General features: G+C 65.7%; 22 protein-coding genes. 9 read left to right on the top strand and 13 right to left on the bottom strand.

Annotation, left to right across the window (positions count from 1 at the left end; translation table 11 throughout):
* A complete protein-coding gene (locus SPHI_RS00385) occupies positions 1 to 1,221 on the bottom strand; it encodes an efflux RND transporter periplasmic adaptor subunit (protein WP_076742922.1) in 1,221 nt (406 codons plus the stop codon).
* Positions 1,222 to 1,377: 156 nt separating this feature from the next.
* On the opposite strand from SPHI_RS00385, the gene SPHI_RS00380 reads away from it, so the two are divergent.
* Entirely contained in the window at positions 1,378 to 1,947 is a 570-nt protein-coding gene (locus tag SPHI_RS00380; RefSeq protein WP_076742921.1) for a TetR/AcrR family transcriptional regulator, read from the top strand.
* 27 nt (positions 1,948 to 1,974) lie between these two features.
* On the opposite strand, the gene SPHI_RS00375 is transcribed toward SPHI_RS00380, so the two are convergent.
* The 4 genes from SPHI_RS00375 to otsB all read right to left on the bottom strand — a co-directional run bounded on the left by SPHI_RS00375 (position 1,975) and on the right by otsB (position 8,138).
* The gene (locus tag SPHI_RS00375; protein WP_076742920.1) at positions 1,975 to 4,020 is read right to left on the bottom strand and encodes a TonB-dependent receptor; all 2,046 of its coding nucleotides are present in this window, start codon (positions 4,018 to 4,020) and stop codon (positions 1,975 to 1,977) included.
* A 199-nt stretch (positions 4,021 to 4,219) separates the two neighbouring features.
* On the bottom strand, positions 4,220 to 5,602 hold the full coding sequence (locus SPHI_RS00370; protein ID WP_076742919.1) for an alpha,alpha-trehalose-phosphate synthase (UDP-forming): 1,383 nt from the start codon (positions 5,600 to 5,602) through the stop codon (positions 4,220 to 4,222).
* Positions 5,599 to 7,395, bottom strand: coding sequence for a glycoside hydrolase family 15 protein (locus tag SPHI_RS00365; protein ID WP_076742918.1), 1,797 nt, complete (start codon positions 7,393 to 7,395; stop codon positions 5,599 to 5,601). The genes SPHI_RS00370 and SPHI_RS00365 overlap by 4 nt, the downstream gene beginning before the upstream one ends.
* Positions 7,392 to 8,138: a trehalose-phosphatase gene (gene otsB, locus SPHI_RS00360; RefSeq protein ID WP_076742917.1), complete on the bottom strand. Its 747-nt coding sequence runs from the start codon at positions 8,136 to 8,138 to the stop codon at positions 7,392 to 7,394. The genes SPHI_RS00365 and otsB overlap by 4 nt, the downstream gene beginning before the upstream one ends.
* Before the next feature lie 105 nt (positions 8,139 to 8,243).
* On the opposite strand from otsB, the gene SPHI_RS00355 reads away from it, so the two are divergent.
* Positions 8,244 to 9,422 carry a vWA domain-containing protein gene (locus SPHI_RS00355; RefSeq protein WP_076742916.1) on the top strand — a complete coding sequence of 393 codons (1,179 nt, stop codon included), beginning with the start codon at positions 8,244 to 8,246 and terminating at the stop codon, positions 9,420 to 9,422.
* Between the two features lie 45 nt (positions 9,423 to 9,467).
* On the opposite strand, the gene SPHI_RS00350 is transcribed toward SPHI_RS00355, so the two are convergent.
* From SPHI_RS00350 to SPHI_RS00335, 4 genes are read right to left on the bottom strand one after another with little or no spacing between them, the layout of a single operon-like run.
* Entirely contained in the window at positions 9,468 to 10,178 is a 711-nt protein-coding gene (locus SPHI_RS00350) for a ribonuclease T2 family protein (protein ID WP_076742915.1), read from the bottom strand.
* Positions 10,175 to 10,615: a hypothetical protein gene (locus SPHI_RS00345; RefSeq protein WP_144036132.1), complete on the bottom strand. Its 441-nt coding sequence runs from the start codon at positions 10,613 to 10,615 to the stop codon at positions 10,175 to 10,177. Before SPHI_RS00345 ends, SPHI_RS00350 begins: the two co-directional genes overlap by 4 nt.
* 14 nt (positions 10,616 to 10,629) lie before the next feature.
* Positions 10,630 to 11,466, bottom strand: coding sequence for a carboxylating nicotinate-nucleotide diphosphorylase (gene nadC / locus SPHI_RS00340; protein ID WP_096348697.1), 837 nt, complete (start codon positions 11,464 to 11,466; stop codon positions 10,630 to 10,632).
* Positions 11,463 to 11,954 carry an SH3 domain-containing protein gene (locus tag SPHI_RS00335; RefSeq protein ID WP_076743211.1) on the bottom strand — a complete coding sequence of 164 codons (492 nt, stop codon included), beginning with the start codon at positions 11,952 to 11,954 and terminating at the stop codon, positions 11,463 to 11,465. Before SPHI_RS00335 ends, nadC begins: the two co-directional genes overlap by 4 nt.
* Positions 11,955 to 12,053: 99 nt before the next feature.
* Between SPHI_RS00335 and SPHI_RS00330 the strand changes: the two genes are divergently transcribed.
* A complete protein-coding gene (locus SPHI_RS00330; protein WP_076742912.1) occupies positions 12,054 to 13,052 on the top strand; it encodes a 2-hydroxyacid dehydrogenase in 999 nt (332 codons plus the stop codon).
* Between the two features lie 288 nt (positions 13,053 to 13,340).
* Here SPHI_RS00330 and SPHI_RS00325 read toward each other — a convergent pair whose 3' ends face one another.
* The 3 genes from SPHI_RS00325 to serB all read right to left on the bottom strand — a co-directional run bounded on the left by SPHI_RS00325 (position 13,341) and on the right by serB (position 17,004).
* On the bottom strand, positions 13,341 to 14,756 hold the full coding sequence (locus tag SPHI_RS00325) for an NAD(P)H-dependent flavin oxidoreductase (protein ID WP_076743210.1): 1,416 nt from the start codon (positions 14,754 to 14,756) through the stop codon (positions 13,341 to 13,343).
* Between the two features lie 73 nt (positions 14,757 to 14,829).
* Complete coding sequence (locus SPHI_RS00320) at positions 14,830 to 15,966, bottom strand: glycosyltransferase family 4 protein (protein WP_076742911.1); 1,137 nt, start codon at positions 15,964 to 15,966, stop codon at positions 14,830 to 14,832.
* Between the two features lie 156 nt (positions 15,967 to 16,122).
* A complete protein-coding gene (serB, locus tag SPHI_RS00315; RefSeq protein WP_076742910.1) occupies positions 16,123 to 17,004 on the bottom strand; it encodes a phosphoserine phosphatase SerB in 882 nt (293 codons plus the stop codon).
* On the opposite strand from serB, the gene miaA reads away from it, so the two are divergent.
* The 6 genes from miaA to SPHI_RS00285 all read left to right on the top strand — a co-directional run bounded on the left by miaA (position 16,997) and on the right by SPHI_RS00285 (position 23,205).
* The gene (gene miaA / locus SPHI_RS00310; RefSeq protein ID WP_233130560.1) at positions 16,997 to 17,923 is read left to right on the top strand and encodes a tRNA (adenosine(37)-N6)-dimethylallyltransferase MiaA; all 927 of its coding nucleotides are present in this window, start codon (positions 16,997 to 16,999) and stop codon (positions 17,921 to 17,923) included. The genes serB and miaA overlap by 8 nt on opposite strands.
* A gap of 70 nt (positions 17,924 to 17,993) precedes the next feature.
* Positions 17,994 to 19,745 (top strand): acetolactate synthase 3 large subunit, encoded by a 1,752-nt coding sequence (locus SPHI_RS00305; RefSeq protein WP_198927791.1) that lies wholly within the window; start codon positions 17,994 to 17,996, stop codon positions 19,743 to 19,745.
* Between the two features lie 111 nt (positions 19,746 to 19,856).
* On the top strand, positions 19,857 to 20,372 hold the full coding sequence (gene ilvN, locus SPHI_RS00300) for an acetolactate synthase small subunit (RefSeq protein ID WP_076742909.1): 516 nt from the start codon (positions 19,857 to 19,859) through the stop codon (positions 20,370 to 20,372).
* Positions 20,373 to 20,507: 135 nt separating this feature from the next.
* Positions 20,508 to 21,527, top strand: a complete 1,020-nt coding sequence (gene ilvC / locus SPHI_RS00295) for a ketol-acid reductoisomerase (RefSeq protein WP_076742908.1) — start codon at positions 20,508 to 20,510, stop codon at positions 21,525 to 21,527.
* Between the two features lie 184 nt (positions 21,528 to 21,711).
* Complete coding sequence (locus SPHI_RS00290) at positions 21,712 to 22,476, top strand: hypothetical protein (protein ID WP_233130558.1); 765 nt, start codon at positions 21,712 to 21,714, stop codon at positions 22,474 to 22,476.
* 87 nt (positions 22,477 to 22,563) lie between these two features.
* On the top strand, positions 22,564 to 23,205 hold the full coding sequence (locus SPHI_RS00285) for a YceI family protein (protein WP_076742907.1): 642 nt from the start codon (positions 22,564 to 22,566) through the stop codon (positions 23,203 to 23,205).
* Positions 23,206 to 23,218: 13 nt separating this feature from the next.
* On the opposite strand, the gene SPHI_RS00280 is transcribed toward SPHI_RS00285, so the two are convergent.
* On the bottom strand, positions 23,219 to 23,614 hold the full coding sequence (locus SPHI_RS00280) for a BLUF domain-containing protein (protein WP_076742906.1): 396 nt from the start codon (positions 23,612 to 23,614) through the stop codon (positions 23,219 to 23,221).
* Positions 23,615 to 23,874: the final 260 nt, after the last annotated feature.

Here is a 23,874-nt window from a genome sequence, read left to right as displayed (position 1 = left end):
TTACTTCGCCTGCGCCTGATTGCCCTGCGGCGCTTGTCCCGTGGGCGTGCCGGGCTGACCACCCTGCCCTGCGGGCTTGGCATTGGGGTTCCACGGCTTGGGTGCTACGGGCATGCCCGGCCGCAGCATGCCGCCGCCGCCTTCCACGATCACGCGGTCACCGGCCTTGAGCCCGCTCGTGACGAGCCAGTTCTCGCCAATCGTACGGTCCGCCTTGAGCGTCCGCTGCTCGACCTTGTTGCCCTGGCCAACAACCATCACGGTCGGCTCGCCGCGCTCGCTGCGCTGAACCGCGCGCTGCGGCACCAAGATGCCGTCGCCTTGCGTGCCCTCGACCAGCTCGGCGCGCACGTACATGCCCGGCAGCAGCAGTCCGCGCGGATTGTCGAAGATCGCGCGGATCGTCTGCGTGCCCGTCGCGGGATCGACGCTGACGTCGGTGAACTGCAACCTGCCCTCGACCGGATAGACTGAGCCGTCCTCCAACCGCAGGCGCACCCGCGCGGCACCGCCGCCGCGCGAAAGGTCGCCGGCCGCGATCGACTGGCGCAGACGCAACAGGTCCGCGCTCGATTGCGGCACGTCGACATAGATCGGGTCGAGCCGCTGAATGGTGGTCAACGCGGTCGTCTGCCCGGAAGTCACCAGCGCGCCAGTGGTCGCCAGCGCACGGCCGATCCGGCCCGAGATCGGCGCGCGCACCGTCGTACGCTCCAGATCGATCTGCGCGCTACGCAGTGCCGCCTGCTGGGCCGCGACATCCGCCTGCGCCTGCTGCGCCGAGGTGATCGCGTTCTCATACTCCTGGCGCGCGATGGCGTTGATCTTCACCAGTTCGCCGTAACGCCGCTGGAGCGCCGCGCTCGACGCGATCGCCGCGCGTGCCCGCGCCAGCGCCGCACGGGCGCTTGCCACGGCAGCGATGTATGGTTGCTGGTCAACCCGGAAGAGCGGCTGGCCCCGGCGGACCTGATCGCCCTCGCGGAACAGACGCTCGACGATCAGGCCATTTACCTGCGGACGCACTTCAGACGTCTCATAGGGGGAGGTCCGGCCCGGGAGGGTCGTCGTCAGCGTCACCGCCTGCGGCTGCACCGTGATGATGCCAACCGGCGGCGGCCCTGCCTGCTGTTGCGCCTGCTGCGCCTGATCGTTCTGCCCCCCGCACGCGGACACGGAGGCCAGCAGCAGCGCCGTAAGCGCGACCCTCTTGAATGACATATTGTTCTCTGTGATATACGTGAGTGATCGTTCACTCACGTTTGCTGCTACTGCGAACTGGCGGAACGGTCAAGCGTGAGGAGAGTTGTCGTTATTGGATGCTGCCCTGCCCCGCCGAGTGCTCGCATCGGTCGGGCCAACGCACGACGCGAGAAATTGATCCAAGCCGCGCGTGAGGCGTTTGCGGCCAATGGCTTTCATGGGACCGGCGTCGCACAGATCGCCCATGCGTCCGGCATCGCCGTGGGCCAGATCTATCGCGATTTCGCGAACAAGGAAGCGATCGTCGCGGCGATCGTGGAACGCGATTTGGAAGATTTCTTATCGGAACAGGGGTTGTGCGCCGCCGGCGCGGCCGGAGACCCCGAAGCGGTACGTGCGTGGATCGGCAACTTTGTCGCGTGCAAGGAGCCGGAAAGCGGCGGTCGGCTGGTGGCCGAGATCATGGCGGAGGCCTCGCGCAATGATCGCATCGCAGAGATCGTCCGCAACGTGAACGAGCGGATGAGTCAGGAATTGTCGTCGGCGCTTCGCCTGCTGGTGCCGGCGTCTGTCTCTCCCGCGCGTTTCGAGTGCGTTGCCGAGATGATACAGACGATCGCCGCGGGTGTCTTCCAGCGCCGCATCACCGAACAGGATCAGCCGAGCAGCGAGGCGATCCGGTCGCTGATGGGCTGCATCAACGCCGCCATCGACGGGCTGCAGCGCGAGGAGCAGCCGGCGTAGGCCACGACGGCATCGCGCCTCGGCGGCTCACCCCCGCACGCGCAGGCCGATCCACAAGGTGCGCGGCGTCGCCTGCTCCACGATGTCCGCCCCGCTGATCCCTGCCTCGACCCGCTCGTCGAACAGATTCTCGCCCCTCGCCTCGATCGCCAGCGCAGGCGTCAGCGGCACAGCGAGATAGCCATCGAGCGTCGTCGCCGGCGCCAGGGCGCGGCTGTTCTGATCGTCTTCGAACTGCCGCGCAGCGTGCCGCAGCGTCGCCGACGCTGTCCATCGCCCCTGCCGGATCCCCAACGTTCCCGACACCTGATCGAGCGGGGTCTGCGCCGGCCGCAGCCCGTCGAGCGGCGCGGCCGCACCCGAAGCCTCCACCCGCGGATCGACATGGCTCCACGATGCGATGGCAAACACCGGGCCGGACTGCCAGCGCGCATCCACCTCAACACCCGTCGACTCGATCGCGTCGAGATTCTGCCGCACGCGATAAGCACCGTTGACGAAGCCGACCCCCGGGAAATTGCCCGGCCCTTGCGCCTGCGTGACGTTGGCGATCGCCCCTTCCAGCCGGTTCCAGAACACGGTCGCGGCGATCGAGACGTTTGCGGCGGGGGTGATCGTCACCCCCCCATCCACGCCCGTCAGCCGCTCGGGATCGAGCGCGGCATTGGCGGCGGTCGCATCAGCGCCGACGCGGAACGGGCGATACAACTCATTCAGCGTCGGCAGCCGCCACCCGCGATAACCACTCAACCGCAGCGTCACCGCGTCGACCGGCGCAAAGGCCAGGCCCGCCCGCCCGGTCCATTCAGTCCCGCTGCGATCCACGAAATCGGCGTCGGTGACCGGCGCAGCCGTCGCCAGCGCATATTCGTCCAGCCGCCCGTCGCTGATCCGCCAGCGATCGACGCGCCCGCCCAGCGTCAGCGTCCAGGCCCCCGCCTCCACGCTGCCGTCGAAGAACAACCCCGCGGTAAGGCTGCTGCCCCCCGCTATCCGTCGCCGCGTCGGTGCGCCGCCCACAAAGGTGTAATTTTCCTGCGTCCGCCCCTCCACATCGCGCACGTCCACGCCGATCCGCAGATCGCGTCCGACGCCGACCGGCGGCACGACCTCGAACCGCGCACCCAGCCCGGTCGCGGGCGTGTTGTATTGGTCGAGCGTCTGGCTCGCACTCGCGCGTCCCGCGGAAACGCTGGCGAACTGCGAAGCGAAGGCGCGCGTCTGCAGATAGGCCAACGCCGAAAAGCCCCACTCGCCCCGCCCAATCAGCCGAATGCTCGCATCCGCCCCCTCGCTGCGGTTGGCCGTGAAAGCCGTGCCGCGCTCGCGCGAGTCGGTGAAGGCGCTGAGGTTCGCCTGAAGCTCGGTGCCTGGCGCCACCCGGATCACCCCACGCACCGCACCCGACGCCTGCTCGTAGCGCGCCGGGCGATCCGCCGGCCCGCGAGATTCGGCCACGATCGGCACGAATCCATCGCCGCGCGCATAGGCCGCAGATACAGTCGCAAACCCCGGCCCGGACACGAACGTGCCCGACGCCTGCGCATCCACCGAATCGCGACTACCGTAGGCGACGCTGCCCAGCACCGATCGCTGGTCACGCGGATCGGCACTCTCCAACTCCACCGTCCCGGCCAGCGCCCCCGGACCGAAATAGCCGCTGCCTCCGCCGCGCGTCACGCGGATGCGTCCCAGCCGATCGGTGGCATAGGCCGGGAACGGCACCCAGCCGCCGAATGGATCGGCCTGCGGCACACCGTCCAGTACCAGCAAGGCGCGGCTGGAGGCATTGCCGCCGATCCCCCGCAGCGAAATGCCCTGGCTGGTTGGATTGGCGGAGCGCGAGTCGGATCGCCGGAACTGCTGAAGCCCCGCGATATCCGCCAGCACGCTTTCGAGCCGATCGCTCGCATTGGCGCTGATCCGGTCTGCGTCGATGGTCACGACGTCAGCGGTGCGATCGCCGGGCCGATCATCGAGCCCGCGCCCGGTAACGACGATATCGGGCGCCGTCTGCGCAGCGGCAGGCACCGCGGACAGCGCCAGGCCGAGGGGAAGAATGCGGAAGGTCATGCGCGGTCTTTGGTCGGGACGGAAACCGGGAGCAAGCGACCGCTTTGTACCACGAGCCATGATTCCTCGTCTCCCCATCCAACCGTCGTCACCCCGGACTTGATCCGGGGGCCCGATGTCTTCGCGGCCGATGGTGAAAAGCTGAACCCCGGATCAAGTCCGGGGTGACGTTTGGACGATTGTTGCCCGTCCGGCCCGATTATGCCGCGACCGGCTCCACCGCCGTCAGGACGTCGGTAAAGCGCTTGCGCCACCAGATCACATCCTCGTTGACGACATTGTCGTACATCTTGCGCCAGCGCGCGATCCGCTCGTCCGGCGGCATGGCGAGCGCCTGTTCGATCGCATCGGCCATCTCATCCGGGCTGTACGGATTGATCAGCAACGCCTCGGTCAACTGCTCCGCCGCGCCGGCGAAGCGAGACAGGATCAGCACGCCCGGATCCTCGGGATCCTGGGCCGCGACGAACTCCTTCGCCACCAGGTTCATGCCGTCGCGCAGTGGCGTCACGAGGCCCACGCGCGCCGCGCGATAGGCCCCCGCCAGCACGTCACGCGGCAGCCCGCGATTGACGTAGCGCAGCGGCACCCAGTCGATCTCGGCGAATGCACCATTGATCCGGCCCGACAAGGCATCCAGCGTCGCGCGGATTTCCTGATAGCTTTGCACCGTCGCGCGGGAGGGCGGCGCGATCTGGAGCAGCGAGACGTTGGTCCGCATCTCCGGCCGCGTCTCCAGATAGCGCTGGTAGCCGTTAAAGCGCTCCTCGATCCCTTTGGAGTAATCCAGCCGATCGACGCCGACGATCAGGTCGCGCCCCGTGACGCTTTCCATCATCCGCTCGTGCGTCGCCTGCGCCGTCGGCCCGTTGGCGTTGGCGATAAACTCCTTGGCGTCGATCCCGATCGGGCAAGCGATGGCCTTGATCGTGCGCCCGCCGACCGTCACGTCGCCGTTCTCGCCGATCGTGCCGCCCATCTCGCGCTCGACATAGTCGTGGAACGTCTCCAGCCATTCCTGGGTCTGGAAGCCGACCACGTCATAACCGAACAGCGCCTCCACCAACCGGCGATGTTCGGGCAGCGCGATCAGCAGACGTGCCGGCGGCCACGGGATGTGCAGGAAGAAGCCCAGCCGGCTCTTGATCCCTTGCTGCCGCAGCATCCAGCCCAGCGGTATCATATGGTAATCATGCACCCAGACGAGATCGTTGGGTTCGATATGCGGGCTGATCACGTCGGCAAACAGCCGGTTGACGCGCTCGTAGCCGCCTTGAAAATCGCGCTCGAACTCGGTCAGCCCCAGCCGGTAATGGAACAGCGGCCACAGCGTGCGATTGGCATAACCGTCATAATATTCCTCCACATCCTGCTCAGGCAGGTCGATCGTCGCGGAGGTGACGCCGTCATAGGTCTCGAACTTGAGATCGCCCGTCTCACCGGTCTGACCCGACCAGCCGAACCAGATTCCGTCCGCCTCGCGCAGCGCAGCAGTCAGCGCCACCGCCAGGCCGCCCTGCGCGCTCGGCTGCTCGGCGGTGGGGGCGGATACCCGGTTGGAGATGACGATCAATCGGCTCATCGTATGGCGCTCCATGGCTTGCTCAGCAGCACGGCGCAGTTGATGACGCCCACCAGTGAATAGGTCTGGGGATAATTGCCCCACAATTCCCCGCTCACGGGATCGATATCCTCAGACAACAGCCCCGCCGGCGTGCAGCGCGACAGCATCTCTTCGAACAATTCGCGCGCATCCGCATCGCGCCCGGTGAAGTGCAAGGCCTCGATCAGCCAGAAGGTGCAGACGTTGAACGCCGTATGCGGCAGACCGAAATCATCCTCGGTCGCATAGCGCAGCATGTGCGATCCGCGCCGAAGCCCGCCCTCGACCGCGTCGAGCGTCGCGCGGAAACGGGGATCGTCCGGCGCCAGAAAACGCAGGTCGAGCAATTGCAGCAGGCTGGCGTCGAGATCGTCGCCACCGAACGTCGCCGACATCCGCTCCGTATCCGGCCGCCACGCCGCTTCCTCGATCCGCGCGCGCATCGTATCTGCCCGGTCGCGCCAGAAGATGCAGCGTTCGAACAGCCCCAGCGCCTCCGCGGCATTGGCCAGCCGGTCGCATGCCGCCCAGCACATGGCGGCGGAATAGGTGTGGACGTGGCTCTTGGTGCGCAGCTCCCACAGTCCCGCGTCAGGCTTGTCGAACTTCTCCCAGGCGCGCTCGCCCACCGGCTCCAGCGCCTCGAAATCCTCCACGCCCGCGACGCGCAGCAGGCGGTGATCGAAGAACGCCTGTGCGTTGGATAGCACGATCTGGCCGTAAGCGTCGTGCTGGACCTGCTCATAGGCCAGATTGCCGACGCGCACCGGCCCCATGCCGCGATAGCCATTAAGCGCTGGTGCATCCCACTCGACCAGAGTCGCCTCACCGCCAACGCCGTACAGCGGCTGGATATGTCCGTCCTTGGCATTGTCGACGATGTTGCGGAGGTATTCGAGATAGCTTTCCAGCACGTCGAGCGCGCCCAATCGGTTGAGCGCCTGCACCGTGTAATAAGCGTCACGCACCCAGCAATACCGATAGTCCCAGTTGCGCTGCGAGTCGGCATGTTCCGGGATCGAGGTGGTCAGCGCCGCGACGATCGCGCCGGTCTCCTCATGCTGGCACAGCTTCAGCGTGATGGCGGAGCGGATCACCGCCTCCTGCCATTCGTGCGGCGTCGCCAGCCCGCGCACCCAATGCCGCCATTCATCGATCGTCCGATCGAGCATGTTATCGAGCGATGCTTCGATGCTGTCGGAGAAACTCTCGTCCGGCCCCAGGAAGAAGTGCAGCGGACGCTCGACCCGGAACATCCGTTCGTCCTCGATCCACCCGACGGGCGCCGTCGTGGACAGCCGCAGCACGCTATCGTCCAGCAGATAGCGGATATGGTTCGAGCCACGCGTTGTCTCCGCCTGCGCTGCGCCCCAGTTTACCGCCGGCCGCAACCGCACGCGCACGCGCGGGCTTCCGGCCACCGGCCGCACGATCCGCGCGAATGCCACCGGGCGATAGCGCCGCCCGTTACGGGTGAAGCGCGGGCAGAAGTCGATCACTTCGATCGCGCTGCCATTCTCGTCCTCGTGCCGCGTGACAAGCACGGGGGTGTTGCGCAGATAATATTGCGTGGTCGATTTCAGGCGATCGATATCGATCTCCCAAAAGCCGAACGCATCCTCGCCCGCGGGCGGCTTGTCATCGAGCAGCGAGCAGAACGCCGGGTCGCCGTCGACGCGCGGCGTGCAGCCCCAAACGAACCGGCCAGCCCGGTCGACCAGTGCCGACACCTGGCAATTGCCGATCGGCCACAGGTCCATCGTCGCCGTCATGCCGCCGTCTCCAGCCAGCCGCGCACCGCGGCGACATCATCGAGACGGTATGCCGCCGCCGTATCGCGCTGCGGCCCGACCAGCACGCCAACGCCGCCAAGATCGGCGACCACCTTCAGCCCCGCCTCGTCCGTCACGTCGTCACCCGCGAACACCGGCACCTGCCCCGCGAACGGCGCATGGCGCAGCAGCGCGGCGATGCCGGTACCCTTGTCATTGCCGCCAGCGCGCAGCTCGACCATCATCTTGCCTTGCTGAAGCACGATGCCGTCAGCCCCGGCGAATTGCTCGGCGAGGCGATGCGCCTCCGCGGCGCGCTCGGGCGCCATGCGGTAATGAACTGCAACCCCCAGAGACTTCACCTCAATCAACACCCCCTGCTCGCCGGCGAACGCCGCGGTGAACACCCGCTCCGCCTCATGCAGCGCCGCGGGCCGGTCGGGCGCAATTTGCGCACCGGGAAGCCGGAGTTCGGCACCATGGCTGCCGACCACCGCCAGTCCTGGTACGGCGCCGCCGAGAAAGCCCTCGATCTGCGCCACCGACCGTCCACTCACTAAGGCGCACCGCCCGGCAAAGGTTCCCACCAGATGTTGCATAAGCGCAACGAGATCCGCATCCACGACCACTGCGTCGGGCCGATCGACCAGATCGACAAGCGTGCCATCGAAGTCGAGCAGGAGGCAGTGACCCGCGGCAACGAGCGGCGGCGGGGGCGGTAGCGTGGCGGCGGCAGTGAGCATGGCGCGCTCTCTAGCGGCGCCTGATGCATCCGTCAGCGCCCCCGCTTTCACCCGGCGTGATACTCTGGCATCAAGACCGCAAACAGATACCGGAGCGGATGGCCGATGTTCCTCAACTTCCTAGATGAGCTGCGCGTGGCGGGCATCCCCGCGAGCCTCAAGGAGCACCTCCTGCTGCTCGAAGCGCTCGACAAGGAGGTGATCGATCGCACGCCGGAGGATTTCTACTATCTCTCCCGCTCGGTGTACGTGAAGGACGAGGGGCTGCTCGATAAATTCGACCAAGTCTTCGCCAAGGTTTTCAAGGGCTTGGAGACGAGCTTTGCCCAGCAGGGCGCCGAGATCCCGGAAGATTGGCTGAAAGCCATCACCGAGAAGTTCCTGACCCCCGAGGAGATGGAAGCGATCAAGTCGCTCGGCTCTTGGGACGAAATCATGGAGACGCTGAAGAAGCGGCTCGAGGAACAGCAGAAGCGCCACCAGGGCGGCAACAAGTGGATCGGTACCGGCGGCACCAGCCCGTTCGGCAATTCGGGCTACAATCCCGAAGGCGTGCGCATTGGCGGCGAATCGAAGAACAAGCGCGCGCTCAAGGTCTGGGACCAACGCGAGTTCAAGAACCTCGACAACACCCGCGAGCTTGGCACCCGCAACATCAAGATCGCGCTACGCCGCCTGCGCAAGTTCGCCCGCGAAGGCGCCGCTGACGAGCTCGACATCGACGCGACGATCGACGGCACCGCGCGGCAGGGCTGGCTCGACGTTCACATGCGGCCAGAGCGGCGCAATGCGGTGAAATTGCTGCTGTTCCTCGACGTCGGGGGCTCGATGGACCCGTTCGTCAAGCTCTGCGAGGAACTGTTCTCCGCTGCGACGACCGAGTTCAAGAATCTCGAATTCTTCTACTTTCACAATTGCCCCTACGAAGGCGTGTGGAAGGACAACAAGCGCCGCTTCGCGGAGCGCACGCCGATGTGGGACGTGCTGCACAAGTTCCCGCACGATTATAAGCTCGTGTTCGTCGGCGACGCCTCGATGAGCCCGTACGAGATCACCCATCCGGGTGGATCGGTCGAGCATTTCAACGAGGAATCGGGCGCAGTGTGGATGCACCGGCTTACGACCACCTACCCGGCAGCGGTATGGCTGAACCCGGTCGCGCAGGCGCAATGGGGCTATTCGCAATCGGTGAAGGTCATCCGCGAGCTGATGAACGACCGCATGTACCCGTTGACGCTGGAAGGTCTCGACGACGCGATGCGCGAGCTGACGCGCAAGCGCTGAGGGGAAAAAGCTCCTCCCCTAGAGGGGAGGCGCTTGCCCCTTATCTTACCGCCGCCCGCGCCAGATCCGCACCCGGGCGTTCGCCTTGACCCCACCCTGATGCGCTGGACAGCGCGCATAACGGAAACGCTTGTCCAGACAGATCCACACCTCGTCCAGCCAGCCCTGCCGATCGGTGGTGATCCGCATATTGTCCGCCCGCATCCCCGGATTGACCCGCGCGATCGCCGCCGCGAGCTTCCCCGCGCTCAGCGGCTGGCGGGACAACGACACCATATCGGGGTAGCGCAGCTTGCGGTACAAAGACGTGGACTTGGCGAAGTAGCTCTCCGGCGTCTCGCCGGCCATGCACGTTCCATGCTTCGCCCACTCATGCTGCAACAGCTGCGCCGAGGGCGTCGAGCAGATGTTGGCGCGCACCGTCGCCGGCGAGATCAGCGGCGTCGCCTTGCAATATTGCGGCCACTCCTTGCCAACGCCGTCGGGCCACAGGCCATGCAGCACGAAGCCGAAGCGATTACTACTGCCGCACTGGAAGCGCGACCGCGTTATGGCGTCCGGCTTACGACAATATTGCGGCGACCAGCTGATCGCCAGCGTGTAATGCCCGATCGGCAGCAGCCGCTTGGGCTCCCGCTCGCTCGGCAGATCGGGTCGCACCGTCAGCGCGGCCGTATCCGGCACCGAACATTGATACGCCTGCGCCGCCGCGAGCCCCGGCACGAAGGCCAGCGCCACCGCCAAACCCCGGATCATAGCTCCAACTCCCCTTCCCCATGAACCTCTTCGCCGAACCACGCCCGCGCGTCGCCGCGAAACAGATAGGCCGTCGCCGCGATATACAGCGCGCCCGAGATGATGCCGGTCAGCGAAGCCGCGAGCGACGGCGTTGCGCCGGCGATCAGCGCGGTGAGGCTGAACAGAAGCAGGACCAGCGCAATCCCCGCGAGCAGCACGACGAACCACTTGGCCGCCCGATTGGCCCGACGCGCGGTGTAGAACCAAAGGGTGAGTCGCAGCAGGACATTCACCACCAACGAGGCCGGCAGCATCCACCCCATTTCGGCTAGGATCGGGTCACGCGCGAAGCTCGCCGCCCGCTGCGGCCAGTCCAGCATCGTGCTCCCGACACCGAGCGCCAGGGCAAGAAGATACAGCCGCTCATAGCGTTGGATCGACAACGGGCGTGTCATGGAAAGCAGCGTCCTCAAGTGAGCGCGAAATCGAGGCCGATATCGGCCGCCGGTGCTGACTGCGTCAGCCGGCCGACGCTGATGTAATCGACACCGGTTTCAGCAATGGCGCGGATCGTCTCCAGCGTCACGCCGCCCGATGCCTCGGTCTTCACGCGCCCGCCGACCAATGTCACCGCGCCGCGCAGCACGGCTGGTGGCATATTGTCGAGCAGCAGCCGCGTGGCGCCGGCCGCTAGTGCCGGCTCGATCTGCTCCACCCGGTCCACCTCGACGATGATCTCCGCCACCCCGGCCGCACGCGCGCGGCGTACCGCCTCGCCCACGTCGCCGGCAACTGCGACGTGATTGTCCTTGATCATCGCCGCATCCCACAGCCCCATGCGGTGGTTCTGCGCCCCACCCATCCGCGTGGCATATTTCTCCAGCAGGCGGAGGCCGGGGATCGTCTTGCGGGTGTCAAGCAACACCGCGCCCGTTCCGGCGATCTGGTCGACGTAACGCGCGGTGAGTGTCGCGATTCCCGACAGATGCTGCACCGTGTTGAGCGCCGATCGCTCCGCGGTCAGCAGCGCCCGCGCTCCGCCTGCGACACGCATGATCTCGGTTCCCGCAGGCACCCGCTCGCCATCGGCAACAAGGCGCACCACCGCCGCATTTGGATCGAGCCGGCGGAAGAACGCCGCTGCGATCTCCAGCCCCGCCACCGTAATGGCGTCCCGCGTATCCATGACCGCATCGAACCGCGCGTTCGCGGGGATGACGGCTTCGGACGTGACATCCCTCCCCGGTCCTAAATCCTCCGCTAATGTCGCGGAAACGAACGCGCCGATATCGAAGCCTTCGATCACGGCAGAGTCTCCTCCGACGCGACGCCCCACAAGCGGCTGATCTCGACAAAGCCCGCCTGCCCCCGCACGTCGAAACGGCACCAGCCGCGCGCGCACTGGCTCAATCGCCCCACTACGCCCGGCTCCGCCCGCCACAGGACGCGCGCGCCGAATGCCGGCCGCTCGCGCAATTCGGTGATCGCCCCCTGCACCACCGCGGTTCGCGTCCGGCTGATCAACGTGCCGAGCATCCAGCCCTGCGTGCCGCCGGGATCTTCCACCTTGCGCCAGTCTTTGAACACATCGACCACGCGCACCGGCAGATCGGCGCGCACGTACAGCCAGGTCGCCGGATAGCTGCGCCCCGGCCCCGACCGCATCCGCGCCTTGCCCGCACCGATCGAGGCGAAATAGGGTGGCTTGGGCTTGTCCTTGTTGCTCTGTGCCTGCGCACCTGCGACCAGCCCGACACATGCGGCGATAGCAATCGATACCGTCCAACGCCGCATCATCTGACCCCTTCGACCAAGCCGCCCCTGTAGCCGCGCCGACGCCCTGCCATCAACCGATCGTTGACGCCTGCGCGTCGCTTCGCCAATCCTGGCGTCATGGTCGATACCCGCCGCTGCCCCAACCCTCGGGTGGTCGTCACCCGTGAGCTGCCGAACGCCACGATGGATCGGCTGGAGGCTCTGTTCGATACGGTCAACAACCGCGGCGATCTCGCCATGTCGCGCGATCAGCTCGCCGCCGCCATGGCTGATTGCGACGTGCTGGTCCCCTCCGTCGTGGATACGATCGATGCCGATCTGATCGCCGCTGCTGGCGAGCGGCTGAAGCTGATCGCCAATTTCGGCGCGGGCGTGAACCATATCGACCTCAGGGCGGCGCGTGCGCGCGGCATCATCGTCACCAACACGCCGGGCGTCCTCACCGAAGACACCGCCGACATGACGATGGCGCTGATCGTCTCGGTTCCGCGCCGGCTGGCGGAAGGCGAGAAGCTGGTCCGCTCCGGCGAGTGGAAGGGCTGGAGCCCCGGCGGGATGCTCGGCCACCGTATCGGCGGCAAAGCATTAGGCATCGTCGGCATGGGCCGCATCGGCCAGGCGGTCGCCCGCCGGGCGCGCGCCTTCGGCCTGTCGATCCACTATCACAATCGCCACCGCCTGCCGAAGGTGGTTGAGGCGGAGCTACAGGCGCAATGGCACCCGAACCTCGATGAGATGCTCGGCGCCATTGACATCCTGACAATGCACACGCCGCTGAATGCAGATAGCGCCAACCTGATCGGCGCAGATCGCATTGCCCTGCTGCGCCCGCACGTCCACCTCATCAACGCCAGCCGCGGCGGGATTGTCGATGAGGAAGCAATGATCGATGCGCTGGAAGCGGGCCGCCTCGCTGGCGCTGGTCTCGACGTCTGGACCCACGAGCCCGCGATCGATCCGCGACTGCTGGCGCTCCCTAATGTCGTCATGACGCCGCACATGGGCTCGGCTACGTTTGAAGGGCGACTGGCGACGGGTGAAAAAGTGATCGCCAACATCCGGATGTGGGCGGATGGTCACCGCCCGCCCGACCAGGTACTTGAAGGCTGGGCCTGAACCCGCGCGCTAATTCAAGATGCCGATCAGAGCCGACCTCTGCTGCGACATTTCTTGATCGTCCCAGAAAATGGAGAAACGATCATGAAGAAGACGATTCTTCTGCTGATGCTTGGTGCAACCGCCGTCGCTACCTCGGTTCGCTGGGCCATGCGCGCATTTCAGTTGCCCGCGGCGGCGACCTGGTCGCAATGACGATTGAACGACCGCTGCTGCAACCATCACCGCTCGATCAGGGCGGCGGAGGCCGCAACAATGGCCGCTAGTCTCATTGCCGATAAGGGCGTCTCAATCCCCGGTCAGAATGCGATCCACTAGCTGCTTCACGGTGGGTACGAATCCGTTGGAATAGAACGGATCACGCTTGAAGTTATACGCGGCATGCCCGGCGAACATCAGATTCGCCTCGGTGTCGCCGCCATGGGCGATGTCCTGCAGCGTCTTTTGAATGCAGAAACTGCGCGGATCGGCCAAGCGACCGGTGGAGTTGGTCTCCGTATCGGCCCAGCTCGAGAACAGACATTGGCTCAGGCAGCCCATGCAATCCGCCTGATCCTTGCGGATTTCTGCCTTTTCCTGCGGATTGACGAACACCAACGTGTTGTCCGGCGTCTTCAGTGCATCGGTGAAGCCGTGGCCGAACCACTCGCGGGCGCGCATCAGATCGCCCTTGGTGACCCAGAAGTTCTTGCCCTTCACACCCACATCGAGCTGGAAGACGTGGTCGCCCGCTTCCTGGGTGGAGAACGCAATCTGCCGCTCGGACCTGGCCTCCAGGCTGCGGAGAAACGGATTGCGCACCGCGGACGAGTAAAAACCAGTGGGCGAGAAACGATGCAGGAGGACGTCGCCCTCCTCAATCGTCATCAGCCGCTCCTTCCACTCCTGCGGAATCGGGCTTTCCTGCGTCAGCAGCGGGCGCGTGCCGTACTGGAAGGCGATCGCACCCAGTTCGGGATTGTCGATCCAGTTGTTCCAGTCGCGCAAGTACCACACACCGCCGGCCATGATGATCGGCGTCGAATCCGGGATGCCGCCCTCGCGCATCGTCTCTCGCAGTGCCTTGACGCGGGGATAGGGATCCTCCGGCTTCAGCGGATCCTCGGCATTCGACAAACCGTTGTGCCCACCTGCGAGCCATGGATCTTCATAAACCACCGCGCCCAGCAGTTCGGAAACCTTTGAATAGGCGCGCTTCCAAAGCGCCCGGAAGGCACGCCCCGAGGAGACGATCGGCAGATAGTTGACGTTGTACGAAGCGGCGATTTCGCTCAGCTTGTACGGCATGCCTGCGCCGCAGGTGACGCCAGCCACCAGCCCACGGGTGCGCTCCAGCACGCCTTGCAGCACACGCTGCGCGCCGCCCATCTCCCACAGGACGTTGATGTTGATCGCGCCCTTGCCGCCAGCGATCTCCCAGGCGCGCTGCACCTGCTGAACAGCACCTTCGATGGCGTAGGCGATCAGTTCCTCATGCCGCTCGCGCCGAGTGGCGGCGTGATACACCTGCGGCACGATCTTGCCCTCGGGATCGTAGCTGTCGGCATTGACCGCGCTGACCGTGCCGATGCCGCCGGCCGCGGCCCATGCACCCGCGGAGGCATGGTTGGTCGCTGCAACACCTTTGCCGCCCTCCACCAGCGGCCACACTTCGCGGCCGTTGTAGATAATGGGCTTCAGCCCCTTGAAAACGGCAGTGGCCACGAGCTTCAATCACCTCTTGCAAACGGATAAGGCGCCCTAGCGAGAAAGGTTTCGTCGCGCGAGCCTTTTGGTTTCAGAACAATGACCCCGGCCGCTCCATTGCCCCTTCATAAAGCGCCGCGTAGCGAGCGATCATCCGGTCCTCATCATACTCCGTTTGTGCCTTGCGGCGGTTCGCCTCCCCCACGCTGCGCCGCAGTTCGGGGTCGGCGATCAGCGCCTGCATTGCATCGCGCAGCCGCACTTCACCGGGATAGTCGGTGATGAACGGCGCATTCTCCGGCGCCACCATCGCCGGCACGTCACCGACTGGTGGAGCGACGATCGGCAGGCCGGCAGCCATCGCTTCAACCACCGAAATCGGGAATTGCTCCGAGCGGGACGACAGCGCCAGCAGATCGAAAAGCCCCAGAAAGCGATAGGGCCGATCCAGGAACCCTGGCATGATGAGCTGATCCTCGATTCCCATCGCCAGCGCGGCCTGCTCGATCGCGGCGCGTTCCGGCCCCTCGCCAATGATGACGAGGCGAAAGCGGGTGGACAGCCCGCCCACGGCGCGAACCAGCGCGGGTAGATCCTTGACCGCGCGCAGACCGGCGACGGTGCCGATCACCGTCTCCCTCGGTTTGCGGACGAAGCCGGGGATCGCCTTGGGATCGGGGCGTTTGGTATAAAGATCGGTGGCAATTCCGTTGACGATGCGATGGACCTTGGCGCGCGGCTGCTTCCATGTTTCCAGCGCGATGCGTTCCAGCGTCGTCGAGGGAACCGCCAGGCCATGTGCGGCACTCAGGGCAAGGCGGCGGTAGAGGTTGCGCTCTCGCTTCAGTCCGCCCGCCTCGTCCTCGTTGAAGCCGTCTTCGTGATGAACGACCGGCGGCGTGCCACGGCCGAACACGCGCCGTGCCATGACACCGTCGATCGCACCCCAATTATACGTCAGGACCAAGTCGAAGCGGCGCATGTAGCGGGCGATCGCTTCGTAGCGCGCCACGGAGGGGCGCCCTTGCAGCGGTGGAGGATTCTGCGCGATCTCATACTTGATGCCCTTGGCGATCCGCTCGCGCGCGCCGTAGCGCCCCTCCATCCCCGACACGATCGTGTGGCGAGCACGATCGCCGAACGCGTTCATCAGCCGTACGGCGCGCGCCTCCTTGCCACCAAGATCGAAGGTGGAATGGAGATGGAGAATATTGATCGGTGGCGACATCGGATCAGTCACTTAGCGCGCGAATGTTGAGGAAGTTGAGGCTCTGGCACACCTGTCTCAACATTCGCGAGCGGATGAGTTGTGGGGGACGCAATCATGCCCACCCACATGCCACAAACCACGGTGAGTAGGACAGGCATGTGCGCCCGGGACAGGTCAGCCTGCCACCCACTCCCGGCGCGGCAAGCCTTGCGCCCAGAGTAGCGCGGTAAGATCATTATGGTCGATCCGTGCGCCAGCCGCCGCGGCGACGATCGGCTTGGCGTGATAAGCCACGCCAAGTCCTGCGATGTTGATCATCGCCAGATCGTTGGCGCCATCCCCCACCGCCAGCGTGGCCTCCTCCGCCAGCCCGAGTTCGACGCGCGCTTCGCGCAAGGTGCGCTCCTTGGTGGCGGAATCGACGATCGGTTTGATTACAGTACCGGCGAGCTTGCCGTCCTTAACCTCCAGCCTGTTTGCAATTACCCGATTGAAGCCGATTTCTTCGCCCACTGCATCGGCGAAAGCGGTGAAGCCGCCGGAAACGAGAATGCTGGTGGCGCCGCGCGCGCGCATGGTGCGCACCAGCGTCACAGCACCCGGCATCAGCTTCACCCGTTCCGCGCGGCAGCGATCGATCGCGTCAGCGCCAAGATCTTTCAGCAACGCGACCCGCGCGTCGAGCGCGGCGGCAAAATCGAGTTCGCCGCGCATCGCCGCCTCGGTAATCTCGGCGATCTGCGGCTTGATGCCGGCATAGTCCGCGAGTTCGTCGATGCATTCGACGGTGATCATGGTGGAATCCATGTCCGCGACCAGCAGGCGCTTCTCGCGCCCGGCCAGCGGCTGGACGACCACATCGACGCGATCAAGGGCGCCTTCCAGCGCTTGGCGGGCAGCATCGGGAGACAGGCCGAACGGAATGTCCGCCGCATCCCCTTCGTCGAGCCAGCCGGCGGCGACCGGAGCGCAGCCGGCAGCCGCAAGCCGCTCCTGCGCGTCAGAGAGGGTCTGGGGCGACAGGCGCCCGGCTGCTATCAGCGTCGCGGTGAACAAGCGTGATCCCCTTTCGAAGCTGGCGCTCATTGCAGGGCCAACCGCGAGCGGCAAGTCATCGCTCGCGCTTGCGCTGGCCGAGCGGACCGGCGGCGTCATCGTCAACGCCGATGCCAGCCAAGTGTATCGCGACTTGCGGGTGATCAGCGCGCGGCCGACATCGGCGGACGAGGCGCGGGCCGAGCACCGGCTGTACGGCCATATCGATGGCGCCACGCATTGGTCGGCCGCGCAATGGGCGGCCGAGGCTCGCGAGCAGATCATGGCAATCATCGCGGAAGGGCGACTGCCAATCCTCACCGGCGGGACTGGGCTCTATATGCGCACCTTGCTGGAGGGCATCGCACCGGTGCCGCCGATCGATCCGTCGATCCGGGAGGCCGTACGCGCCTTGCCGGTGGCGAAGGCCTATGCCGAACTGACGGTGGCCGATCCGGGCGCTGCGCAGCGGCTGGCCCCGGCCGACACCACGCGCGTCGCGCGCGCGCTTGAGGTGGTGCGATCAACGGGCCGGCCCCTTGCGGCATGGCAGGCGGAGCGGGTTGGGGGGATCGGCGATCAGGTCGATCTCGCACCGTTGATCGTCTTGCCCGATCGCGCAGACCTGAACGAACGCATCGATCAGCGCCTGAACCAAATGTTCGCCAGCGGCGCGATCATGGAAGTGGAGGCTCTGCTTACCCGCAACGACGTGGATGAAGCGGCGCCGGTGCGTCGCGCGATTGGCGTGCCGGAGATCGCGGCCATGCTGGCAGGTGATATCGATCGCGAGACGGCGCTGACCCGCGCGGCACTTGCGACCCGGCGGTACGCCAAGCGCCAATATACGTGGTTCCGGCATCAGCCGCCGCCGCACTGGCGGCGCGTGGACCAGCTACCTGCGGCTGAGTTGGAATATTATTTCAATCTTCCGTCTTGACGCGTAATTTTCATTGCCGTAGCGCGCCGCCACCCGAGTGGCACGCGACCGTGTCTATCATGAAAGGGGAATGAAAGTGATTGAGAAGAGCGGAGCAGACATCCTGGTCGAGGCGCTGTGCGATCTCGGCGTGGACGTCATCTTCGGCTATCCGGGCGGTGCCGTTTTACCGATCTACGACGCCCTCTTCCGGTCCAAGCGCATTCGCCACATCCTTGTACGCCACGAGCAGGCAGCAACGCATGCGGCGGAAGGTTATGCCCGCTCCACCGGCAAGCCGGGCGTGGTGCTCGTCACCTCCGGCCCCGGTGCGACCAACGCCGTCACCGGCATCACCGATGCGCTGCTCGATTCGATCCCGATGGTGGTAATCACCGGACAGGTGCCGACCGCGCTGATCGGCTCGGACGCGTTTCAGGAGGCCGACACGATCGGCATCACGCGTCACTGCACCAAGCATAATTATCTGGTGAAGGACCCGGCGATCCTCGGCAGCGTGATCCACGAGGCGTTCCATATCGCCACCTCGGGTCGCCCCGGCCCGGTCGTGGTCGACATCCCCAAGGACGTGCAGGTCGCAACCGCCAAATATCAGAAGCCCGGCCCGATCCAGCACAAGACCTATCGTCCGGCGCTTAAGGCGGATCGCAGCGAGATCGAGCAACTGGTCGACATGCTCGCCGCGGCCGAACGCCCGATCTTCTACACCGGCGGCGGCGTGATCAACGCGGGCCCTGCGGCGTCGCAGCTGCTGATCGAGCTGGCGCGCGTCACCGGCGCGCCGGTCACCTCGACGCTGATGGGGCTTGGCGCCCTGCCCGCCACCTCGCCGCAATGGCTGGGGATGCTGGGCATGCACGGCACCTATGAAGCCAATATGGCGATGAACCAGGCGGACCTGATCGTCGCGATCGGCGCGCGCTTCGACGATCGCGTTACGGGCCGGCTCGACGCCTTTTCGCCGAACAGCCGTAAGGTACACATCGACATCGATCGGTCGAGCATCAACAAGACGGTGCGCATCGACTTGGGCATCGTCGCCGATGCTGGCCATGCGATGGAGGACATGCTGCGCATCTGGAAGGCGCGCCAGCATCCCAAGCCCGATACGCGCGAGTGGTGGCGGCGGATCGAGGGATGGCGCGCGGTCCAGTGCCTGAACTTCCCGAAGGACGATCAGGTCATCATGCCGCAACGCGCGGTGCGCGCGCTGTGGGAGGCGACGCATGCCCGCGATCCGATCATCACCACCGAGGTCGGTCAGCACCAGATGTGGGCCGCGCAGCATTTCGGGTTCGAGAAGCCGAACAAGTGGCTGACCTCCGGTGGGCTCGGCACGATGGGCTATGGCCTCCCCGCCGCGATTGGTGCGCAGATGGGCAATCCCAACGCGCTGGTGATCGACATCGCCGGCGAAGCCTCGATCCAGATGAACATCCAGGAACTGGCGACGGCGACGCAATATCGCCTCCCGGTGAAGGTCTTCATCCTCAACAACGAATATATGGGCATGGTCCGCCAGTGGCAGGAGCTCACTTATGAGAGCCGCTATGCCGAAAGCTATTCGGATTCGCTGCCCGATTTCGTGAAGCTGGCCGAGGCATACGGATGGAAGGGCATCCGCATCGAGCATCCCGACCAGTTGGAGCAGGGGATCGCCGACATGCTCGCGCATGACGGCCCGGTGATGGTGGATTGCATGGTGGCGAAGCTCGCCAACTGTTTCCCGATGATCCCGTCGGGTGCGGCGCATACCGACATGATCCTTCAGGCGAACGAAGTGTCGGGCACGATGGACGACGAGGCCAAGGCGCTGGTCTGATCCCCCCTCCCGCTTGCGGGAGGGGCTGGGGGTGGGCTTGTCCGCCTCCGCATCGCCTGCCGCCTTCCCACCCCCAACCCCTCCCGCAAGCGGGAGGGGAGTGAGATCGACATGCACATCAAATCCGAAACCGCCGAGCGGCATACGCTTGCCGTCATCGTCGACAACGAACCCGGTATCCTCGCCCGGATCGCCGGCCTGTTCACCGCGCGCGGCTATAATATCGAAAGCCTGACGGTGAGCGAGATCACCGCCGACAAGGCGGTCAGCCGGATTACCATCGTGACGTCGGCGAGCAAGCCGATGCTGGAACAGATCGTCGCCCAGCTCGATCGGCTCGTGCCGGTGCACACCGTCCGCGATCTGACCGCGGAGGGGCCGCACGTCGAGCGCGAGCTCGCACTGGTGAAGGTGCGCGGCACCGGCGATCACCGCATCGAGGCGCTTCGCCTCGCCGACGTCTATCGCGCCCGCGTAGTCGATGCGACCACGTCGAGCTTCGTGTTCGAAGTGACCGGCGGCATCGAGAAGATCGACAAGTTCGTCGAGCTGATGGGCGAAGTCGGCCTGATCGAGGTCGCCCGCACCGGCATCGTCGCCATCGCCCGCGGCAAGGACGCCGCCTGAACCTATCCGCCACCACACCCGTCACCCTGAGTTCGTTTCAGGGTCCAATGCTCCACAAGCGAGATCTTCGCCGGTTGCACGGTGGATGCTGAAACAAGTTCAGCATGACGGCAGAACAAAAGGGAGTACCAACCAATGCGTGTCTATTACGATCGCGACGCCGACCTGAACCTGATCACGTCCAAGAAGATCGCCATCGTCGGCTATGGCTCGCAGGGCCACGCCCATGCGCAGAACCTGCGCGACAGCGGGGTGAAGGACGTCGCGATCGCGCTCCGCGAGGGTTCGGCGACGGCGAAGAAGGCGGAAGGCGCCGGCTTCAAGGTGATGAGCAACAAGGAAGCCGCCGGCTGGGCAGACATCCTGATGATCCTGGCGCCGGACGAGCACCAGGCGGCGATCTGGGAGAATGATCTCAAGGGCAACATGAAGCCGGGTGCGGCGATCGCCTTCGCGCATGGCCTCAACGTTCACTTCGGCCTGATCGAGGCGCCCGCCGACATCGACGTGATCATGATCGCGCCCAAGGGCCCCGGCCACACCGTACGCAGCGAATATGTCCGCGGCGGCGGCGTGCCGTGCCTCATCGCCATCCAGCAGGACGCGAGCGGCAACGCGCATGACATCGCGCTTGCTTATGCCAGCGGCGTCGGCGGCGGGCGTTCGGGCATCATCGAGACGAACTTCAAGGAAGAATGCGAAACCGACCTGTTCGGTGAGCAGGCGGTGCTGTGCGGCGGTATTACCCACCTGATCCAGGCCGGGTTCGAGACGCTGGTCGAGGCGGGCTATGCCCCCGAAATGGCCTATTTCGAATGCCTGCACGAGACCAAGCTGATCGTCGATCTGCTGTATGAAGGCGGCATCGCCAACATGCGCTATTCGATCAGCAACACCGCCGAATATGGCGACATCACCACCGGTCCGCGGATCATCACCGACGAGACCAAGAAGGAGATGAAGCGCGTGCTCGCCGACATTCAGTCGGGTCGGTTCGTCAAGAACTTCGTGCTCGACAACCGCGCCGGTCAGCCGGAACTCAAGGCCGCGCGCAAGGCGGCGGCGGCACATCCGATCGAGCAGGTCGGCAGCGAGCTGCGCGCGATGATGCCGTGGATCGGCGCCAACAAGCTGGTGGACAAGGAAAAGAACTGATCCGCTAGCACACGGGGAAGGGAACCACCCTTCCCCGTTCGCCCGGAGCCTGTCGAAGGGCGTGTCACAAGCGAAAGCGCGCTTGGCACGCACTTCGACAAGCTCAGTGCGAGCGGAATAGAGTTCTCATCTTGGTGCGACTGCCATTGTCGCCCTACCCTCAACCCGCTACGCGCGCCGGACGATGCGGCCGTCGTCCCAGATCCATGCGACGTATTTGGCCCGTCCGTCGTGGCGCAGCCGCCTGCTGTCCCTGTCGTTCGCGCTGCTGCTCGTCGCGCTGCTCGTGCTGGTGCTGATCCGCATGGGGGCATGGCCCGGCCGCCCGCCCGGTGACGGCGGCATCCTGTCGACCTTCGACGTCTCCCCGCCCGGCCCGAAGCAGGAACAGTCGCGGCAACAGCGCCGTGAGCGGCAACCCAAGGCGAATCAGAAGCCGGCGGAGCAACCGCCCGTCGCCCCACCTCCACCACCGCTGCCGCCCGTACCGCTGTCGGAACTGGAACTGCCCGGCGTCATCAAGCTGTCGCGGAACGACTATGCCGCAGCCGACATCGGCCGGATTCCGCGTGCCGCGCCGGCGCCGGGTGGCGCATCCGGCCCGCCCGGCGATGCCGGCGGCGGTGCCGAAGGTGTGGCAGGCGGCGGCCCCAACGGCGAGACACTCTATGCCGCCGAATGGGTGCGCGAGCCAACCCGCGCCGAGATGGTCACCTACCTGCCGCAGCGCGAGCAAAGCGGCTGGGGCATCGTCGCTTGCCGCACCATCGAGCGCAACCGCGTCGAGGACTGCCGCGAGATGGGCGAAACGCCTGGATCGGGCATCGCGCGCGGCCTCAGGCGGGCGTCGTGGCAGTTCCTGGTGCGGCCGCCGCGGGTGAACGGCAAGCCGCTGATCGGGGCCTGGGTGCGGATCAAATACGATATCGTCGTGGGCGTGGCGAACTAGCTGAAACAGGTCGTTTCGGACGCGGCACTTTTCCGCCGTCACGCGTTATGGTTCCTCCGCGCCAGACGTTTTCCGGGAGGCCTTCTCATGCGCATCGCACACGCTTTCATCCTGTCCGCCCTGCTCACCGGCACCGTGGCCATCGCCGCCCCACAGGCGCCGACCACCACGCCAGGGCAGAAGAACCCCGCCGCGATCACCGGCGGCACCTATACCGTCGATGCCGGCCACACGTTGGTGGAATGGTCGGTCGATCACCTCGGCTTCAGCCCCTATTTCGGGCTGTTCGGCAATGTCACCGGCACGCTGACGCTTGATCCGAAGAATCCGGCGGCGGCGAAGGTCGATGTCACGATCCCGGTCGCCGAAGTGACCACCGCCAGCGCTGGCCTGACCAAGCATCTGCTGAAGCCTGCCGAGGCCGGCAAGCAGGCCGACTTCTTCGGCGCTGCCCCTGCGCCCGCCCGCTTCGTCTCGACCCGCGTAACGCCGAACGGCCAGACGGCCAAGATCGAGGGCAATCTGACGCTCAACGGCGTGACCAAGCCGGTGACGCTGGATGCCGAATTCTACGGTGCGGGCAAGGCGCCGGCCCCGATGGGCGGCAAGGAGAATATCGGCTTTACCGCCAAGACCAGCATTCAGCGCAGTGCGTTCAACGTCGGTTACGGCATTCCGATGGTGTCGGACGAGGTGAAGCTGAAGATCACCGCCGCCTTCCAGAAGTAAGCGGCGGCAGGCGCTACGCGGCGCGCCGGGCGGCGATCAGCCCCTCGAACGTGCCGCGTACCGCCGGCGATGCGGCGGCAAGATGGTGCCGCATCTTCGTGTCAAAGGCATCGCTGGTGTCCGACGGGCCGCGGCGCGCCATCTCCCATGCGCCGAATTCACGCACCGCGATCGTGCGATCGTGGAGCACGACGATCGCACGATGCCGTGGATCGGCCTTGATCCGGTCGAACACGCCCTGCACTGCGGCGTCCTCCCCCTCCAGGACTTGCAGGAAGCGACGATCGTCGGTCCACAGCAGGCCGGTGACGCCTTCGCGCCGATTGTTGCGCAGTGAAGCCGCCAAGATACCCACAGTATCGATGGTGGTGCCCGGCGTGGCCGTGCTGATGTAGAGAAGCTGCCTCACGCTGGTCCTTTCAAGCCGCCGCTGGAGCGAAAGCCGATGCCTATCGGCCAACCCCTTACGAAAACGTCAAATTTCTTCAGGGTGGACAGGATGGCGATATTTGGGCACCTTTGGCGTCGATGATCCGGGCACTCGGCCTTCTCCTGCGACTTACGCGCCCTTAGGCGCGACCACCGCGGTGCGCCTATCGGGCGGCACGCGAACCGCCTAAGGGCCAGCCGAACCGACCTTCCCCGCCCCCTTCGAGCGAAGCGAGCCGA

The sequence above is a fragment of the Sphingomonas jeddahensis genome, assembly GCF_001981525.1.
In the GTDB taxonomy this organism is placed as follows: Bacteria; Pseudomonadota; Alphaproteobacteria; order Sphingomonadales; family Sphingomonadaceae; genus Sphingomonas; species Sphingomonas jeddahensis.
This window is presented reverse-complemented; position numbering and strand designations above follow the sequence as displayed.

Coding starts and splice junctions, on each gene's coding strand:
- SPHI_RS00385 (WP_076742922.1), bottom strand. CDS start 1,221: ATGTCATTCAAGAGGGTCGCGCTTACGGCGCTGCTGCTGGCCTCCGTG.
- SPHI_RS00375 (WP_076742920.1), bottom strand. CDS start 4,020: ATGACCTTCCGCATTCTTCCCCTCGGCCTGGCGCTGTCCGCGGTGCCT.
- SPHI_RS00370 (WP_076742919.1), bottom strand. CDS start 5,602: ATGAGCCGATTGATCGTCATCTCCAACCGGGTATCCGCCCCCACCGCC.
- SPHI_RS00365 (WP_076742918.1), bottom strand. CDS start 7,395: ATGACGGCGACGATGGACCTGTGGCCGATCGGCAATTGCCAGGTGTCG.
- otsB (WP_076742917.1), bottom strand. CDS start 8,138: ATGCTCACTGCCGCCGCCACGCTACCGCCCCCGCCGCCGCTCGTTGCC.
- SPHI_RS00355 (WP_076742916.1), top strand. CDS start 8,244: ATGTTCCTCAACTTCCTAGATGAGCTGCGCGTGGCGGGCATCCCCGCG.
- SPHI_RS00350 (WP_076742915.1), bottom strand. CDS start 10,178: ATGATCCGGGGTTTGGCGGTGGCGCTGGCCTTCGTGCCGGGGCTCGCG.
- SPHI_RS00345 (WP_144036132.1), bottom strand. CDS start 10,615: ATGACACGCCCGTTGTCGATCCAACGCTATGAGCGGCTGTATCTTCTT.
- SPHI_RS00335 (WP_076743211.1), bottom strand. CDS start 11,954: ATGCGGCGTTGGACGGTATCGATTGCTATCGCCGCATGTGTCGGGCTG.
- SPHI_RS00330 (WP_076742912.1), top strand. CDS start 12,054: ATGGTCGATACCCGCCGCTGCCCCAACCCTCGGGTGGTCGTCACCCGT.
- SPHI_RS00320 (WP_076742911.1), bottom strand. CDS start 15,966: ATGTCGCCACCGATCAATATTCTCCATCTCCATTCCACCTTCGATCTT.
- SPHI_RS00305 (WP_198927791.1), top strand. CDS start 17,994: ATGAAAGTGATTGAGAAGAGCGGAGCAGACATCCTGGTCGAGGCGCTG.
- ilvN (WP_076742909.1), top strand. CDS start 19,857: ATGCACATCAAATCCGAAACCGCCGAGCGGCATACGCTTGCCGTCATC.
- ilvC (WP_076742908.1), top strand. CDS start 20,508: ATGCGTGTCTATTACGATCGCGACGCCGACCTGAACCTGATCACGTCC.
- SPHI_RS00290 (WP_233130558.1), top strand. CDS start 21,712: ATGCGGCCGTCGTCCCAGATCCATGCGACGTATTTGGCCCGTCCGTCG.
- SPHI_RS00285 (WP_076742907.1), top strand. CDS start 22,564: ATGCGCATCGCACACGCTTTCATCCTGTCCGCCCTGCTCACCGGCACC.